We start from the raw sequence: 16,130 nt of genomic DNA on the forward strand, positions 1-16,130 counted from the left end.
GACTAAGCTCAACGACCGTCGATCCATAAAACGAAAATGACTTCGAGAGAGACGCATGCCAATTACCGATATCACCCCGTTTCGACAATTGACCCGCGCCTACACCGCGCTGCTCAATATCAATCATGCGGTCGTGAACTTTCAGACCTTGCAGCGTGATGCAATCCGCGAAGGTATGGTTGGCGTTGAGAATGCCCTCGTGGCTGTTCAGGGCGCAATTTCCGAGGCCGCCCGGCCTGCTGCCCCACCCGCCGAGTTGCCTTTGCGCGATATCGTTTTGCATGACCGGCTGGGCCTGACTCTTTTGCTCGACAACTCCTCGCTTGTGGATCGCTGCGTGATTGAGTCGGGTACATGGGAGCCTGAGCAACTGGCCTACATCGCGCAGCTGACGGAGCTGTTTCGCAAATTCGACAACCCCCTGTTTCTGGATATTGGTTCGTATTGGGGGTTGTATTCGTTCCTTGCCATGAAGTCAGGGGTCTTTGCCGAGCAGTTTGCGTTCGAGGCCGATCGGCATAATTTCTCGCAACTTCAAGCCAACCTGTTTCTAAACAAGGCGGGTGGCAGGATCACAGCGATCAACAATGCCGTTTCTGAGGCTCACGCCGTTTTGAAGTTCCGCGACAGCACCACACACCCTGAAGGTAACCGCGCGGGCGCGAGCGTTATCGGCTGGGAGGAAGGTTTTGAAGGCTATGAGGTCGACGCGATCCCGATCGATTCGGTCATTAAGCATACGGGGCGTCACATTCTGATGAAACTCGATGTGGAGGGGCACGAGGCGCAGGTGTTGCGTGGCATGAGGCAAACCGTACTGAACAACAAAGTGGTGCTGCAGGTTGAGGTCTTCGAGCAGCACGTTGATCAGGTCATGGTGGAAGTCGAGAAACTAGGGCTTCGCACGATTCACGCCATCTACCCTGACCGGTACCTGACAAACATGACCGACGCTGAATTGGGGCTTGTGTCACCTGCGGTCATGAGTACCCAGGATGCCGAAGTAGCTGCCGCGGTTTGAAACAATTTGCAGGTTGCCCGGTTGATTGTATTGAAGGGGGCAATGCCGGGTTTGGCTCTGTCTGACCCATTTGCGCTAATACGCTCCCTCCCTCCCTTCATGCCTGCCCTTGGCAGTATCATTGTGTTACATATTCGTGCGCCAGGCTCGACTATTGTGCAGGAGCCCCAGATCGCTACTCACCGCTAACATATTGTTTCAATGGCGATGATTTCGCCCGCTGTCGATTTTGATTCACAAAGGAAGCCTTCACGGATGCAGTCCGCCTATACCGTCCTTATCTTGCTGACCTTGGTCAGCGTGTCGAAACTGGTCGGGCGGATAGTGCCGCTGCCTTTGCCACTGGTACAAATCGCCGCGGGTGCGCTGCTGGCCTGGCCAACGCTGGGCCTTCACGTGGCCCTGGATCCTGAACTATTCCTCTTCCTGTTCCTGCCGCCGCTGCTGTTCGCCGATGGCTGGCGTATCCCCAAACGCGAACTGTGGCGCATTCGCGGTCCGGTTGTGGCTCTTGCCGTGGGGCTGGTACTGTTCACCGTTGTCGGTGCCGGGTACTTCATCCACTGGCTGCTGCCGAGTATTCCGCTGCCGGTGGCCTTCGCCCTCGCCGCTGTGTTGTCGCCAACTGACGCCGTGGCGGTCTCGGCCATCGCTCAGGAACGCCTGCCCACCCCGCTGATGCACATGCTCCAGGGCGAGGCGCTGATGAACGACGCGACTGGCCTGGTAACCTTCAAATTCGCCTTGGTCGCGGCCATCACGGGCGCATTTTCACTGGCTGATGCCAGCTTCAGTTTTGTCCTGGTTGCCCTCGGCGGCTTGACGGTGGGCGTTGCCCTGAGCTGGCTGATCGGCCGGCTGCGCACCTGGATGATTGCCCGCGGCTGGGATGATCCAGCTACCCATGTGGTGTTCATGTTACTGCTACCGTTCGCCGCTTATGTCTTGGCTGAACGCCTGGGCGTGTCGGGCATTCTCTCGGCGGTGGCGGCCGGGATGATGCAGAGCTGGCTTGATCTGCTGCCGCGTCAGACCAGTACCCGGTTGCTGAACCGCAGCGTGTGGTCGCTCCTGGAGTTCGCGTTCAACGGCCTGATCTTCCTGCTTCTGGGACTGCAGCTGCCAGACATCATCAAGGCCGTGGTCAGCCACGAGGCGACCGTCTGGCCAACCTTGGCCTGGCGCTGCCTGGATGTGCTGGCGATCTTCGCTGCATTGATCCTGCTGCGTTTCGTTTGGGTTCAAAGCATCTGGCGGGCGATCGGTGTGGTACGTCGCTGGCGCGGCAAGCCGGCGCTGGTGCTGATGCCCACCGCTCGTTCCTGTTGGCTGCTGACATTGGGTGGGGTACGCGGCGCTGTGACGCTGGCGGGTGTGATGTCGGTGCCATTGCTGATCGGTGCGGGTCAGGCGTTCCCTGAGCGTGACTTGCTGATATTCATCGCCGCAGGGGTGATTCTGTTGTCGTTGATCAGTGCCTGTATCGCGTTGCCAATCTTGTTGCGGGGGATCACCAAGAGCCCGGACGAGCGGCTGCATCAGGAGGTCCAGGATGCCTGGCGGCGTACGGTCGAGGCCGCGATCCATGCATTGGAGGCCGAGGAGGTAATCGATGCCAGTGCGCCACAAGATGCGGCACAGGCGACCATGGCTACCGAACTCAAGGCCAGGTTGATGGCGGAGTATCGGGATGAGCTGGATAGTTTCAATGACACGGCCGAAGCCAGGGCCCTGGCTGAACAGATGGACTTGCTCGAGCGCCGCTTGCGCTTGCGTGCGCTGCGGGCGCAGCGGCTGGAGCTGTACAACCTTCATCGCCAGCATGAAGTGGGTGATGAGGTGGTGCGGCAGGTGTTGGGGGAGTTGGATATGAGTGAGGCGAATCTGGGGGCGGTCAAATAAGTCGGCGGTGTTGCCTTCGCAGCACCGCCCGCTAATGGGCCGCAGAGCGGCCCCAGGACAATCAGCGGTTTTGCAGGAATGCGCGAATCCGCTCCGCCGCCTCGATGCATTCGGCCAATGGCGCAACCAGCGCCATGCGCACCCGGCCGGCGCCAGGGTTCACACCCTCCACTTCACGCGACAGGTACGACCCCGGCACCACGGTCACGTGCTGGGCTTCGAACAGGTCGCGGGTGAACGCGGCATCATCGCCCGGCACCTTGGCCCACAGGTAGAAGCTGCCATCCGGCCGCTGCACATCCATCACCGGCTGCAGGATATCCAACACGGCATCGTACTTGGCGCGGTACTGGTCGCGGTTCTCGCGCACATGCGCTTCGTCCTGCCAGGCGGCGATGCTGGCCAGCTGAGTTTGTACCGGCATGGCGCAGCCGTGGTAGGTGCGGTAGAGCAGGAACGGCTTGATGATGCTGGCGTCACCTGCGACAAAGCCCGAACGCAGCCCCGGCAAGTTGGAACGCTTGGACAGGCTGTGGAACACCACGCAGCGCTTGAAGTCACTGCGGCCAAGCTCCGCGCAGGCGGTGAGCAGGCCGGGTGGTGGCGCATCTTCGTCGAAATACAGCTCGCTGTAGCACTCGTCGGCGGCGATCACGAAATCGTGCTCGTCGGCCAGTGCGATCAGCTTTTTGAGGGTGTCCATCGGCACCAGTGCGCCGGTCGGGTTGCCCGGCGAGCACAGGAACAGGATCTGGCAACGCTGCCAGACTTCAGCGGGTACGGCATCGAAGTCAGGGTTGAAACCATTGTCTTCCAGACACGGCAGGTAATGCGGCGTGGCACCGGCGAGCAGGGCAGCACCTTCGTAGATCTGGTAGAACGGGTTGGGGCTGACCACCAGGCCGTCGTCCGCGCGGTTGACCACGGCCTGGGTGAAGGCGAACAGTGCTTCCCGGGTGCCGTTGACCGGCAGGATGTGGCGGTCGGCATCCAGCCAGCCAGTGGGCACGCCGAAGCGGCGTTCACACCATTGGCCGATGGCCTGGCGCAAGGCCGGCAGGCCGATGGTGCTCGGGTAGACCGCCAGCTTGTCGAGGTTGTCGGCCATGGCCTGGGCGACGAACGCCGGCGATTCGTGCTTCGGTTCGCCGATCGACAAGGCGATGGCGCGCTTGTCCGCCGCAGGCTTCACGCTGCCCAGCAGGGCGCGGAGTTTCTCGAACGGGTAAGGCTGCAGCTGGGTCAAGGCATGGTTCATCGGCGCAAGGTCTCGTCAATCGTCTAATCGTTAAAAGGTCACGCGGGTGGGGCTGGCGTCGCTGGCCTGGCCGGCCTGCAGCTGTTGCACGATGGCTTCCTGCAGGCGGCTGCACAGTTGCGGGTCGGACAGCGGCTGGTTGTCGGCATCGGTGATGAAGAACACGTCTTCCACGCGCTCGCCGAGGGTGGCGATCTTGGCGTTCTGCAGCGACAGGTCGAACTCCAGGAAAATTCGCCCGAGACGCGCCAGCAGGCCGGGGCGGTCGGGGGCAGTGATTTCGAGGATGGTTACCGGGCGCTGGGCATCGTTGAGGATGGTCACCTGCGGCGGGAAGTCGAAGTGCTTGAGCTGGCGCGGCACCCGACGTTGGATGATGGTCGGATAGTCCTCGGGGTTTCGCAGCGCTTCGGTGAGGCCATCGCGAATCTGTTTGACCCGCTGTGGGTTGTCGCCAATAGAGCCGCCGTCGTTGTCGAGCACGATGTAGGTGTCGAGGGTGAACTGGCTGCTCGAGGTGATGATCCGCGCGTCATGGATGTTCAGGTTGAGCTGCGACATGGCTGCCACGGTCACGGCAAAGAAGTCATGCTGATCGGGGGCATAGATGAAGATCTGCGTGCCGCCTTCGAACTCGCGCTGAGTGGTTTCCTTGATCAGCACCAACGGCCCGCCGTCGGCTGGCTGCTGAAGGATGGCGTCAGTGTGCCACGCCACGTCGGCCGCGTTGTGCTTGAGGAAGTAATCGTCGCCCAGCTGCGACCAGAGTTGTTCGACGTCGTCCGGGTCGGTGCCTTCGCGGACCAGGATGTCCAGCGCCGCGCTCTGCGTCTGGCGGATCTGCTCTTCGCGGTCCAGTGGGTTTTCCAGGCCCCGGCGCAGGGCGCGTTTGGTCTCGGTGTAGAGCTGGCGCAACAGGCTGGCGCGCCAGGAGTTCCAAAGACTGGGGTTGGTGGCGTTGATGTCGGCCACGGTCAGCACGTAGAGGTAATCCAGGCGCGTCTCGTCGCCCACGTGCAGGGCGAAGTCATTGATCACCTGCGGGTCGGACAGGTCCTTGCGCTGGGCGGTGGTCGACATTACCAGATGGTTGAGCACCAGCCAGACGATCAAGCGGCTGTCCCAGGCCGGCAGCTGGTGGCGTTCGCAGAACCGCTGCGCGTCCACCGCGCCGAGCTCGGAATGGTCGCCCTGGCGGCCTTTGCCGATGTCGTGATAAAGCCCGGCCAGGTAGATCAGCTCGGGCTTGGGCAAGCGGCCCATGAGTTTGCTGGCCAGCGGGAATTTTTCGGAAACCGGCGTGTACTGCAGTTTGCGCAGGTGCTTGATCAGGTTGAGGGTGTGCGCATCGACCGTATAAATGTGGAACAGGTCATGCTGCATCTGCCCGACGATCAGGCCGAACTCCGGCAAATAGCGGCCGAGGATGCCATAGCGATTCATCCGCCGCAGGTTGCGGTGGATACCGATTTCGCACTTGAACAGCTCGATGAACAGGCTGGTGTTGCGGATATCGTTGCGGAAGGTGTCGTCGATCAGGTGCCGGTGCTCGCGCAGCAGGCGCACGGTGTCGGCACGCACACCCTTGATTTCCGGGTGTTGGGCCATCAGCACGAAAATCTCCAGCATGGCGAACGGCGTGCGTTTGAACACATGCGGGCTGACTGCTTCGATATAACCGTCGTGCAGGCGGAAGCGCGCGTTCAGCGGCTGGGTGGTGCCGCTGTCGTCGTCGGCGAGGATCACTTCCTCGAAGTGCTGGATGATCAGGTCGCACAGCTGGCTGATGCTCATCACCACCCGATAGTACTGCTGCATGAACTGTTCGATGGCGCGCTTGGGATTTTCATCGCTGTAGCCCAGCAAAGTGGCGATGCTGCGCTGGTGGTCGAACAGCAGGCGGTCCTCGGCGCGGCCGGCGAGCATGTGCAGGGCGTAGCGTACCTTCCACAGGAAATCCTGGGAGGACGCCAACAGTTCGTTCTCGCTTTCCAGCAGGAAACCCTCGCCGGCGAGGGCATGCAGGTTCAGGGTGCCGTACTGGCGGCGGGCCACCCAGAGCACTGTCTGGATGTCGCGCAGGCCACCGGGCGAACCTTTGACATTGGGTTCGAGGTTGTATTCGGTGTCGTTGTACTTGTGGTGCCGGGCCTTGAGCTCGGCGCGCTTGGCCAGGAAGAACTCCTTGCTCGGCCACATGTGCGCGGTGCTGATCACCTCCAGCATGCGCTGGCGCAAGGCCTCGGGGCCGGCGACGGTGCGGCTTTCCATCATGTTGGTGATGACCGTCAGGTCGGCGCGCGCTTGTTCGGCGCATTCGTCGACCGTGCGTACGCTCTGACCCACTTCCAGGCCAATGTCCCACAACAGGGTCAGAAAGCGCTCGATCGCATCGCGGTACTGCTCGTGCTCGGCGGCACCGAGTAGAATCAGCAGGTCGATATCTGAATGCGGGTGCAGCTCACCGCGCCCATAACCACCGCATGCGACCAGGGCGATGCCACTGCTGTCGCCCCAGTCGAACTGCTTCCACGCCTGCTGCAGGATGTTGTCGACCAGCCAGGCGCGGTCCTCGATCAAGCGACGGATTTCACGGCCATCGCGAAAACGCTTGTCGAGCACCTCGCCCGCCTGGCGGATGGCTTTCTTGAAGGCAGGGATGGGGCTCGCCTTGAGGGCCAATTCCGCCTGGAACTGACCGGGGTCGAACAGCTCGGGGTCCACCTGGGGCATGCATCGCGTTCCTGTCTTGGAGGCCTTGGCGTGAAATCAGGCCGAGGTGCGCGGGATGGTGTCGTCCTTGCGCAGGGTGAAGATCTCGTAGCCGGTGGCGGTCACTACCAGGGTGTGTTCCCACTGGGCCGAGAGCTTGCGGTCCTTGGTGATAGCGGTCCAGCCGTCGCCCAGTACCTTGGTGTCGGCTTTGCCCTGGTTGATCATCGGCTCGATGGTAAAGGTCATGCCTTCTTTGAGTTCCATACCGGTACCGGCACGGCCGTAGTGGAGGATCTGCGGCTCTTCGTGGAAGACCTTGCCGATACCGTGGCCGCAGAACTCACGGACTACGGAGAAGCCGTTCTTTTCGGCGTGCTTCTGGATCACTTCACCGATGTCGCCCAGGCGGCAGCCCGGCTTGACCAGTTCGATGGCCTTGTACATGCATTCCTGGGTGATTTTCGACAGGCGTTCGGCCCATGCTGGCACGCTGCCGACATGGAACATGCGGCTGGTGTCGCCGTGGTAGCCGTCCTTGATAACGGTGACGTCGATGTTCAGCGTGTCGCCGTCTTTGAGCGGCTTCTCGTTGGGAATGCCATGGCAGACCACATGGTTGATCGAGGTGCAGATCGACTTCGGGTAGCCTTTGTAGTTGAGGGGGGCCGGAATGGCCTGCTGGACATTGACGATGTAATCGTGGCAAAGACGATCAAGCTCTTCGGTGGTGACACCGGGCTTGACGTGCTCTTCGATCATTTCCAGCACTTCGGCGGCCAGGCGGCCGGCGATGCGCATCTTCTCGATGTCTTCTGCGGTCTTGATGGTAACGGTCATTACAGGCTCTCTACGGCGCCGCAGGCGGCGCTAACAAACGGGAAAGGCCGGATTCTAGCAGAGCAGGGCGGCATTCTGTCGGGATAAAGCCGGACATGCTGCTGTCTATAGAAGGCATTTTGGCCTGTTTGACAGGGTGCTGCAAAAGCCGCTGACGGACGTGTGCTCAACCGGGTTCCGTTCGTTCGCGGTCTGTGGTATAAAATGCGCCGCTTTCGGGGACGACCCCGTAAGCCTAAACCCACACACGTGTCGACACGATGACCTGGGTGCCGCGAGTCCTAGGATTCGTGGTTGGTCATTGGGATACGTGGAGGCCCAACCCGACTTATCAAGGAACTATCATGTCCCAAGTCAACATGCGCGATATGCTGAAGGCCGGTGTGCACTTCGGCCACCAGACCCGTTACTGGAACCCGAAAATGGGCAAGTACATTTTCGGCGCGCGTAACAAGATCCACATCATCAACCTGGAAAAAACCCTGCCAATGTTCAACGAAGCTCTGGCTTTCGTAGAGCGTCTGGCTCAGGGCAAGAACAAGATCATGTTCGTCGGCACCAAGCGTTCCGCCGGCAAGATCGTCGCCGAGCAAGCTGCTCGTGCCGGTTCGCCATACGTTGACCACCGCTGGTTGGGCGGCATGCTGACCAACTACAAAACCATCCGTGCTTCGATCAAGCGTCTGCGCGACCTGGAAACCCAGGCCGAAGATGGCACCTTTGCCAAGCTGACCAAGAAAGAAGCCCTGATGCGTTCGCGCGATCTGGAAAAGCTGGACCGCAGCCTGGGTGGTATCAAGGACATGGGCGGCCTGCCTGATGCCCTGTTCGTGATCGACGTTGACCACGAGCGCATTGCTATCACCGAAGCCAACAAGCTGGGCATCCCGGTTATCGGCGTTGTCGATACCAACAGCAGCCCGGAAGGTGTTGATTACATCATCCCAGGCAACGACGACGCCATCCGCGCCATCGAGCTGTACATGACTTCGATGGCCGACGCCATCATCCGCGGCCGCAACAACGTTGCCGGCGGCACCGAAGTCTACGCTGAAGAAGCGGCTGCACCTGCTGCTGAGTAATAGGCGCTAGCGTCTACTTGGCACGCAAAAAGGGGGCTTTGCCCCCTTTTTGCCACCTTGAAATCCTGCTGTCAGCAACGGCCCCGCATCATGGGTCAGCTGAGATAACCACAGCGGATTCGCAGAATTGAACGCCCGTGATGAGCGGGTGGAATGGTTGAAAAACTTTCCAAGAGGATTTTGAAATGGCAGCAATTACTGCAGCGCTGGTCAAAGAACTGCGCGAGCGTACCGGCGAAGGCATGATGGATTGCAAAAAGGCCCTGGAAAAGGCCGGCGGCGACATCGAAAAAGCCATTGACGACATGCGTGCCTCGGGCGCCATCAAGGCCGCCAAAAAGGCTGGCAACGTCGCTGCTGAAGGCGCTATCGCGGTCAAGACCGACGGTCAATCCGCCGTTCTGCTGGAAGTGAACTCGCAGACCGACTTCCTGGCCCTGCAAGACGACTTCAAGAACTTCGTGGCCGAAAGCCTCGAAGAAGCCTTCGCTCAGAAGCTGACCGACGCTGCCCCGCTGATCGCCTCGCGTGAAGCTGCTCGTGAAGCCTTGGTCGCCAAGTGCGGCGAGAACGTCAACATCCGCCGCCTGGCGCGCGTTGAAGGTGATGTTGTCGGTGCTTACCTGCACGGTAACAAGATCGGTGCCGTCGTTGTCCTGAAAGGCGGTGACGTCGAGCTGGCCAAGAACATCGCCATGCACGTTGCAGCGTCGAACCCAGAGTTCCTGGATGCTTCGGAAATCTCCGCTGAAGCCATCGAGCGCGAGAAGAACGTATTCCTGCAGCTCAATGCCGACAAGATCGCTGGCAAGCCGGAAAACATCGTTGAGAACATGATCAACGGCCGTATCACCAAGTTCAAGGCCGAAGCTTCGCTGAAAGAGCAAGCCTTCGTCATGAACCCAGAAGTCAAAGTCGGCGAACTGGCCAAGAAAGCCGGTGCTGAAATCGTTTCCTTCACCTACTTCAAAGTAGGCGAGGGCATCGAGAAGCCGGTCGACGACTTCGCTGCTGAAGTTGCCGCTCAGGTAGCTGCTGCCAAGCAGTAAGACAGCCTCGTCTGTCGCCCCAAAGAGGCTGCCCGCTCACGCGCGCAGCCTCTTTGTCAAAGCGGGAGCGGCTTTCGACGCCGTTGCTCGCTGACGCAGTCGCTGCGTCACGTTAGAGTTACACGCAGGCTCAAGAGGCCCGCCAGAATTTTACAAACGCCGCAGGAGAGATTCGCAATGGCTCAGCAGGGCAGTGGTCATCAGGCTCGCTATAAACGCATTCTACTCAAACTTAGCGGCGAGGCCCTGATGGGCTCGGAAGAGTTCGGGATCGACCCTAAGGTCCTGGATCGCATGGCACTGGAAGTCGGCCAGCTGGTCGGCATTGGTGTTCAGGTAGGCTTGGTGATTGGCGGTGGCAACCTGTTCCGTGGTGCGGCGCTCAGCGCAGCCGGCATGGATCGCGTCACTGGCGACCATATGGGCATGCTGGCGACCGTGATGAATGCGCTCGCCATGCGCGACGCGCTGGAGCGGGCGAACATTACCGCCATCGTCATGTCGGCCATTTCCATGGTAGGTGTGACCGATCACTATGATCGTCGCAAAGCCATGCGCCACCTGAATGCCAAGGAAGTCGTAATCTTCGCTGCCGGTACCGGCAACCCGTTCTTCACCACCGATTCCGCCGCTTGCCTGCGCGCCATCGAAATCGATGCCGACGTAGTATTGAAAGCAACCAAGGTCGATGGTGTATACACTGCAGATCCATTCAAGGACCCGCATGCCGAGAAGTTCGATCATCTGTCCTACGATGAAGTGCTGGATCGCAAGCTGGGCGTGATGGACCTGACGGCAATTTGTCTGTGCCGCGACCACAAGATGCCGCTGCGCGTCTTCAATATGAACAAGCCCGGCGCCCTGCTCAACATCGTGCATGGCGGCGCGGAAGGAACTCTGATCGAGGAAGTTCAGAAATGATCAACGACATCAAGAAAGACACTCAGGAACGCATGGGTAAATCCATCGAGGCCCTGGGCCGCCACCTGGCAGCCATTCGCACCGGTCGTGCTCACCCGAGCATTCTGGACAGCGTCAAGGTCTCGGCCTGGGGTAGCGACATGCCGCTGAACCAGGTCGCCGCCATCACCGTCGAAGATGCGCGTACCCTGAAAATTGTCGCCCACGACAAGAACCTGAGCGCAGCCATCGAGAAGGCGATCCTGACTTCCGATCTGGGACTGAACCCGTCCAGCGCCGGCACCACCATTCGCGTGCCGATGCCAGCCCTGACCGAAGAAACCCGCAAGGGCTATACCAAGCAGGCTAGCGGCGTTGCCGAAGACGCCAAGGTTGCCGTGCGCAACGTGCGTCGTGATGCCCTGGCCGACCTGAAGAAGCTGACCAAGGACAAGGAAATCAGCGAAGACGAAGAGCGTCGCGCCGCTGACGAGATCCAGAAGCTGACCGACAAGTTCGTCGCTGAAATCGACGCTGCTTACAAAGCCAAGGAAAAGGACCTGTTGGCCGTCTAAGGCCGAGGTTTTTTAATGGAAAAGACCAAGCTGGCGGCACCCTCTTCGGTGCCGCGTCACGTCGCGATCATCATGGATGGCAATAATCGCTGGGCGAAGAAGCGCCTGCTGCCCGGCGTTGCCGGGCACAAGGCCGGCGTCGATGCCGTGCGTGCGGTGATTGAAGTCTGCGCCAAGTCCGGGGTCGAAGTACTGACCCTGTTCGCCTTCTCCAGCGAGAATTGGCAGCGTCCGGCCGAAGAGGTCGGAGCGTTGATGGAACTGTTCTTCTCGGCACTACGTCGCGAGGCCAAGCGCCTTAACGAGAACAACATCAGCCTGCGCATCATTGGTGACCGTTCGCGTTTCCACCCAGATCTACAGGCCGCTATGCGTGAGGCCGAGGCACTGACTGCCGGCAATAATCGCTTCATTCTACAGATCGCCGCCAACTATGGTGGTCAGTGGGATATTGCCCAGGCAGCGCAACGGCTGGCACGTGAAGTACAGGCCGGCCACCTGCGCCCCGATGACATCACGCCAGGCCTGCTGCAGACTTGTCTGGCCACGGGCGAGCTGCCGTTGCCGGATCTGTGCATCCGCACGGGCGGCGAACACCGCATCAGCAACTTCCTGCTGTGGCAGTTGGCCTACGCCGAACTGTACTTCTCCGACCTGTATTGGCCGGATTTCAAACACGAGGCCATGCGCAATGCCCTGGCCGATTTCGCTTCGCGCCAGCGCCGCTTCGGTAAGACCAGCGAGCAGGTCGAGGCTGGAGCTCGTGCTTAATGCTTAAACAACGCATCATTACCGCGCTGATCCTGCTGCCGATCGCGCTGGGTGGTTTCTTCCTGCTCAATGGTGGGGATTTCGCCCTGTTCATCGGCTTCGTGGTCACGCTCGGTGCCTGGGAGTGGGCGCGTCTGGCTGGGCTGATGGCCCAGCCGCTGCGCATCGCCTACGCCGCTGTGGTCGCCGGGGCGCTGATGCTGCTCTACCTGATGCCCGATCTGGCGCCCTGGGTGCTCGGTGCTTCTGTGATCTGGTGGGGGCTGGCCACCTGGCTGGTGCTGACCTATCCGCGCAGCAGCGAGCTGTGGGCCAGCGCCGCCTGCCGCCTGTTGATCGGCCTGCTGATCTTGCTCCCGGCTTGGCAGGGCTTGGTGCTGCTCAAGCACTGGCCGCTGGGCAATTGGCTGATTCTCTCGGTCATGGTGCTGGTGTGGGCTGCCGACATTGGCGCCTACTTCTCCGGCCGTGCCTTTGGCAAACGCAAGCTGGCGCCGCAGGTCAGTCCGGGCAAAAGCTGGGAAGGCGTGTACGGCGGCCTGGTAGTCAGCCTGGTGATCACCCTGGTGGTCGGCATCAGCCGCGACTGGGGAGTCGTCCAGATTCTGCTGGGACTGGTGGGGGCCGCTCTGGTGGTCATGTCTTCGGTAATCGGTGACCTGACCGAGAGCATGTTCAAGCGCCGCTCCGGTATCAAGGACAGCAGTAACCTGCTTCCGGGGCATGGCGGGGTGCTCGACCGAATCGACAGCCTCACCGCAGCCATCCCGATCTTCGCCGTGCTGTTGTGGGCTGCCGAATGGGGTGTGATGTGAGTGCGTTGCAGCGCATCACCGTATTGGGCGCCACCGGCTCGATCGGCCTCAGCACGCTGGATGTGATCGCTCGCCATCCCGAGCGCTATCAGGTCTTCGCGTTGAGCGGTTACTCGCGTATCGACCAACTGCTGGCCCTGTGCGTGCTGCATCGCCCGGCCTATGCCGTGGTGCCCACTGGCGAAGCCGCCGTGCGCTTGCGTGCAGGCTTGGTCAGCGCTGGGTGCGCCACTGAAGTGCTGGAAGGGGAGGCGGGGCTCTGCGAGGTCGCGTCCGCCCCTGAAGTTGATGCAGTCATGGCCGCCATTGTTGGCGCTGCCGGCCTGCGCCCGACCTTGGCCGCTGTCGAGGCAGGCAAGAAGGTGTTGTTGGCCAACAAGGAGGCGCTGGTGATGTCCGGCGCGCTGTTCATGGAGGCCGTGCGGCGCAATGGTGCCGTGTTGCTGCCGATCGACAGCGAGCACAATGCGATCTTCCAGTGCCTGCCTGGCGACTATGAGCGAGGCTTGAGCCAGGTGGGGGTGCGTCGCATTCTGTTGACCGCCTCGGGTGGCCCGTTCCGTGAAACGCCGCAAGCAGCCCTTGCCGATGTCACGCCAGAGCAGGCCTGTGCCCATCCGAACTGGTCCATGGGTCGAAAGATTTCAGTGGACTCGGCGAGCATGATGAACAAGGGCCTGGAGTTGATCGAGGCTTGCTGGCTGTTCGATGCGGCGCCGGCCAAGGTCGAGGTGGTGGTGCATCCGCAGAGCGTGATCCATTCGCTGGTGGATTACGTTGACGGTTCGGTGTTGGCCCAGTTGGGCAACCCTGACATGCGCACGCCCATCGCCAATGCGCTGGCCTGGCCAGAGCGAATCGATTCCGGGGTCGCTCCCCTGGACCTGTTCGCCATCGCCCGTCTGGATTTCCAGGCGCCCGATGAAGTGCGCTTCCCGTGCTTGCGGCTGGCACGGCAGGTTGCCGAAGCTGGCAACAGTGCGCCGGCGGTGCTCAATGCGGCCAATGAGGTCGCGGTCGAGGCGTTTCTCGAGCGGCGTATCCGCTTCCCCGAGATCGCGGGTATGATCGAACAGGTGCTGGAGCAGGAACCTGTGGTCCCAGTACCATCGCTGGATGCGGTGTTTGCCGCCGACCAGCGCGCCCGGGAACTGTCACGTGAGTGGCTGAGGCGCCACGGCCGTTGATTGCCACCGGCCTTGAGTTTGTACGAAAAGTCGTTCCGCTGAACGTCATTCGGAGAAAGACATGACTGCGCTGTACATGATTATCGGCACCCTGGTGGCCCTGGGTGTACTGGTGACTTTCCACGAATTCGGGCACTTCTGGGTGGCCCGGCGTTGCGGCGTGAAGGTGCTGCGCTTTTCGGTGGGCTTCGGCCCAGGCCTGTTGCGTTGGCATGATCGCCACGGCACCGAGTTCGTGGTGGCGGCTATCCCCCTGGGCGGTTATGTCAAGATGCTCGACGAGCGCGAGGGCGAAGTGCCGCCAGCGTTGATCGAGCAGTCGTTCAATCGCAAGTCGGTGCGTCAGCGCATCGCCATCGTCGCCGCCGGGCCGATTGCCAACTTCCTGTTGGCCATCGTCTTCTTCTGGCTGCTGGCCATGCTGGGTACCCAGCAGATCCGCCCGGTGATCGGCGCGGTCGAGTCAGGCAGCCTGGCAGCCTCGGCTGGCTTGGTTGCTGGCCAGGAAATTGTATCCATCGATGGCAAGTCGACCAACGGTTGGTCGGCGGTCAATCTGCAACTGGTCCGCCGCCTGGGCGAGAGTGGCACCCTGCAGGTAGGTGTGCGCGATGAGGGCGCGACTGCCGAGCGTCAGCTGCAGGTCAAGCTCGATAGCTGGCTCAAAGGCGCGGACGAGCCCGATCCGATTCAATCGCTTGGCTTGCGCCCATGGCGCCCGGCCGTCGAGCCGGTGCTGGCCGAGATCGATCCAAAGGGGCCCGCCGCCGCTGCCGGGCTGAAGTCCGGTGACAAGCTGCTGGCCCTCGATGGCGTGGCGCTCAGCGACTGGCAACAGGTAGTAGACAGTGTGCGTGCCCGCCCTGAAGCCAAGGTCGTGGTCCGCGTCGAGCGTGATGGCGCAGCCCTGGAGGTGCCGGTCACCCTGGCCCGCAAGGGTGAGGGCAAGGCCGCCGGTGGTTACCTGGGTGCCGGCGTGAAAGGTGCCGAATGGCCCGCCAGCATGCTTCGCGAGGTCAGTTACGGGCCGCTCGATGCCGTGGGAGAGGGGCTTTCGCGCACCTGGACCATGAGTGTGCTGACCCTAGAATCGCTGAAGAAAATGCTGTTCGGTGAGCTCTCGGTAAAAAACTTGAGCGGACCGATAACCATTGCTAAAGTGGCGGGCGCTTCGGCCCAGTCCGGCGTGGGGGACTTCCTGAACTTCCTCGCCTACCTGAGCATAAGCCTGGGGGTTCTTAACCTGCTGCCCATTCCAGTATTGGATGGGGGGCATTTGCTGTTTTACCTGGTCGAGTGGGCGCGCGGTCGTCCGCTGTCTGATCGGGTTCAAGGTTGGGGGGTCCAGATCGGTATCAGTTTGGTCGTAGGGGTGATGTTGCTCGCCCTGATCAACGATCTGGGTCGACTATAAAAGCTTCGCATTGCGAACCTGCCGCTTTTTCGCGGCAGGTTGTTTATTGCCAGTTGGAATAAAAGGACTTCATGAAACGTCTGCTGCTAACTGCGGTCCTCTCCGCACTGATGATCGCTGAAGTTCACGCCGAGTCCTTCACCATCTCCGATATTCGTGTCAACGGCCTGCAGCGGGTATCCGCCGGCAGCGTGTTCGGCGCCTTGCCCCTGAACGTGGGCGACCAGGCCGATGACCGGCGCCTGGTGGATTCGACCCGTTCGCTGTTCAAGACGGGCTTCTTCCAGGATATCCAGCTGAGCCGCGACGGCAATGTCCTGATCATCAATGTGGTCGAGCGCCCGTCGGTGTCGAGCATCGAGATCGAAGGCAACAAGGCGATCAGCACCGAAGACCTGATGAAGGGCCTGAAACAGTCCGGCCTGGCCGAAGGCGAGATCTTCCAGCGCGCCACACTCGAAGGTGTGCGTAACGAGCTGCAGCGCCAGTACGTGGCCCAGGGCCGCTATTCGGCCGAGGTCGACGCCGAGGTGGTGCCGCAACCGCGCAACCGCGTGGCGTTGAAGATCAAGATCAACGAAGGCACCGTCGCTGCCATCCAGCA

14 protein-coding genes are annotated in these 16,130 nt (G+C 61.1%); 11 read left to right on the plus strand and 3 right to left on the minus strand.

What is annotated here, in order from left to right:
* The first annotated feature begins 55 nt into the window (after positions 1-55).
* Both ACZ6YA_RS07185 and ACZ6YA_RS07190 read left to right on the plus strand, forming a co-directional pair.
* Entirely contained in the window at positions 56-1,021 is a 966-nt protein-coding gene (locus ACZ6YA_RS07185) for an FkbM family methyltransferase (RefSeq protein ID WP_465896433.1), read from the plus strand.
* Between the two features lie 255 nt (positions 1,022-1,276).
* Complete coding sequence (locus tag ACZ6YA_RS07190) at positions 1,277-2,923, plus strand: Na+/H+ antiporter (RefSeq protein WP_465896434.1); 1,647 nt, start codon at positions 1,277-1,279, stop codon at positions 2,921-2,923.
* A 61-nt stretch (positions 2,924-2,984) separates the two neighbouring features.
* Here ACZ6YA_RS07190 and dapC read toward each other — a convergent pair whose 3' ends face one another.
* Genes dapC through map form a run of 3 tightly spaced genes read right to left on the minus strand, consistent with a single transcriptional unit; the run spans position 2,985 to position 7,733 of the window.
* On the minus strand, positions 2,985-4,181 hold the full coding sequence (dapC, locus tag ACZ6YA_RS07195; protein ID WP_465896435.1) for a succinyldiaminopimelate transaminase: 1,197 nt from the start codon (positions 4,179-4,181) through the stop codon (positions 2,985-2,987).
* Positions 4,182-4,211: 30 nt separating this feature from the next.
* Positions 4,212-6,914: a [protein-PII] uridylyltransferase gene (locus tag ACZ6YA_RS07200; protein WP_465896436.1), complete on the minus strand. Its 2,703-nt coding sequence runs from the start codon at positions 6,912-6,914 to the stop codon at positions 4,212-4,214.
* Between the two features lie 36 nt (positions 6,915-6,950).
* Positions 6,951-7,733: a type I methionyl aminopeptidase gene (gene map, locus ACZ6YA_RS07205; protein ID WP_465896437.1), complete on the minus strand. Its 783-nt coding sequence runs from the start codon at positions 7,731-7,733 to the stop codon at positions 6,951-6,953.
* Between the two features lie 344 nt (positions 7,734-8,077).
* On the opposite strand from map, the gene rpsB reads away from it, so the two are divergent.
* The 9 genes from rpsB to ACZ6YA_RS07250 all read left to right on the plus strand — a co-directional run.
* Complete coding sequence (gene rpsB / locus ACZ6YA_RS07210; RefSeq protein WP_027595792.1) at positions 8,078-8,815, plus strand: 30S ribosomal protein S2; 738 nt, start codon at positions 8,078-8,080, stop codon at positions 8,813-8,815.
* A 185-nt stretch (positions 8,816-9,000) separates the two neighbouring features.
* Positions 9,001-9,864: a translation elongation factor Ts gene (gene tsf, locus ACZ6YA_RS07215; RefSeq protein ID WP_465896438.1), complete on the plus strand. Its 864-nt coding sequence runs from the start codon at positions 9,001-9,003 to the stop codon at positions 9,862-9,864.
* A gap of 177 nt (positions 9,865-10,041) precedes the next feature.
* Positions 10,042-10,785 (plus strand): UMP kinase, encoded by a 744-nt coding sequence (pyrH, locus tag ACZ6YA_RS07220; protein WP_200140814.1) that lies wholly within the window; start codon positions 10,042-10,044, stop codon positions 10,783-10,785.
* Positions 10,782-11,339 carry a ribosome recycling factor gene (gene frr, locus ACZ6YA_RS07225; protein WP_465896439.1) on the plus strand — a complete coding sequence of 186 codons (558 nt, stop codon included), beginning with the start codon at positions 10,782-10,784 and terminating at the stop codon, positions 11,337-11,339. The genes pyrH and frr overlap by 4 nt, the downstream gene beginning before the upstream one ends.
* Positions 11,340-11,354: 15 nt before the next feature.
* Positions 11,355-12,110 carry a polyprenyl diphosphate synthase gene (gene uppS / locus ACZ6YA_RS07230; RefSeq protein ID WP_465896440.1) on the plus strand — a complete coding sequence of 252 codons (756 nt, stop codon included), beginning with the start codon at positions 11,355-11,357 and terminating at the stop codon, positions 12,108-12,110.
* Entirely contained in the window at positions 12,110-12,925 is an 816-nt protein-coding gene (locus ACZ6YA_RS07235; RefSeq protein WP_465896441.1) for a phosphatidate cytidylyltransferase, read from the plus strand. The genes uppS and ACZ6YA_RS07235 overlap by 1 nt, the downstream gene beginning before the upstream one ends.
* Positions 12,922-14,112 (plus strand): 1-deoxy-D-xylulose-5-phosphate reductoisomerase, encoded by a 1,191-nt coding sequence (ispC, locus tag ACZ6YA_RS07240; RefSeq protein WP_465896442.1) that lies wholly within the window; start codon positions 12,922-12,924, stop codon positions 14,110-14,112. The genes ACZ6YA_RS07235 and ispC overlap by 4 nt, the downstream gene beginning before the upstream one ends.
* Positions 14,113-14,173: 61 nt before the next feature.
* Positions 14,174-15,526 (plus strand): RIP metalloprotease RseP, encoded by a 1,353-nt coding sequence (gene rseP, locus ACZ6YA_RS07245; RefSeq protein WP_465896443.1) that lies wholly within the window; start codon positions 14,174-14,176, stop codon positions 15,524-15,526.
* Positions 15,527-15,597: 71 nt separating this feature from the next.
* The coding region (locus ACZ6YA_RS07250) for a POTRA domain-containing protein (protein WP_465896444.1) at positions 15,598-16,130 on the plus strand (533 nt) is incomplete at its 3' end.

The sequence above is a fragment of the Pseudomonas sp. NPDC090752 genome (genome assembly GCF_055584805.1).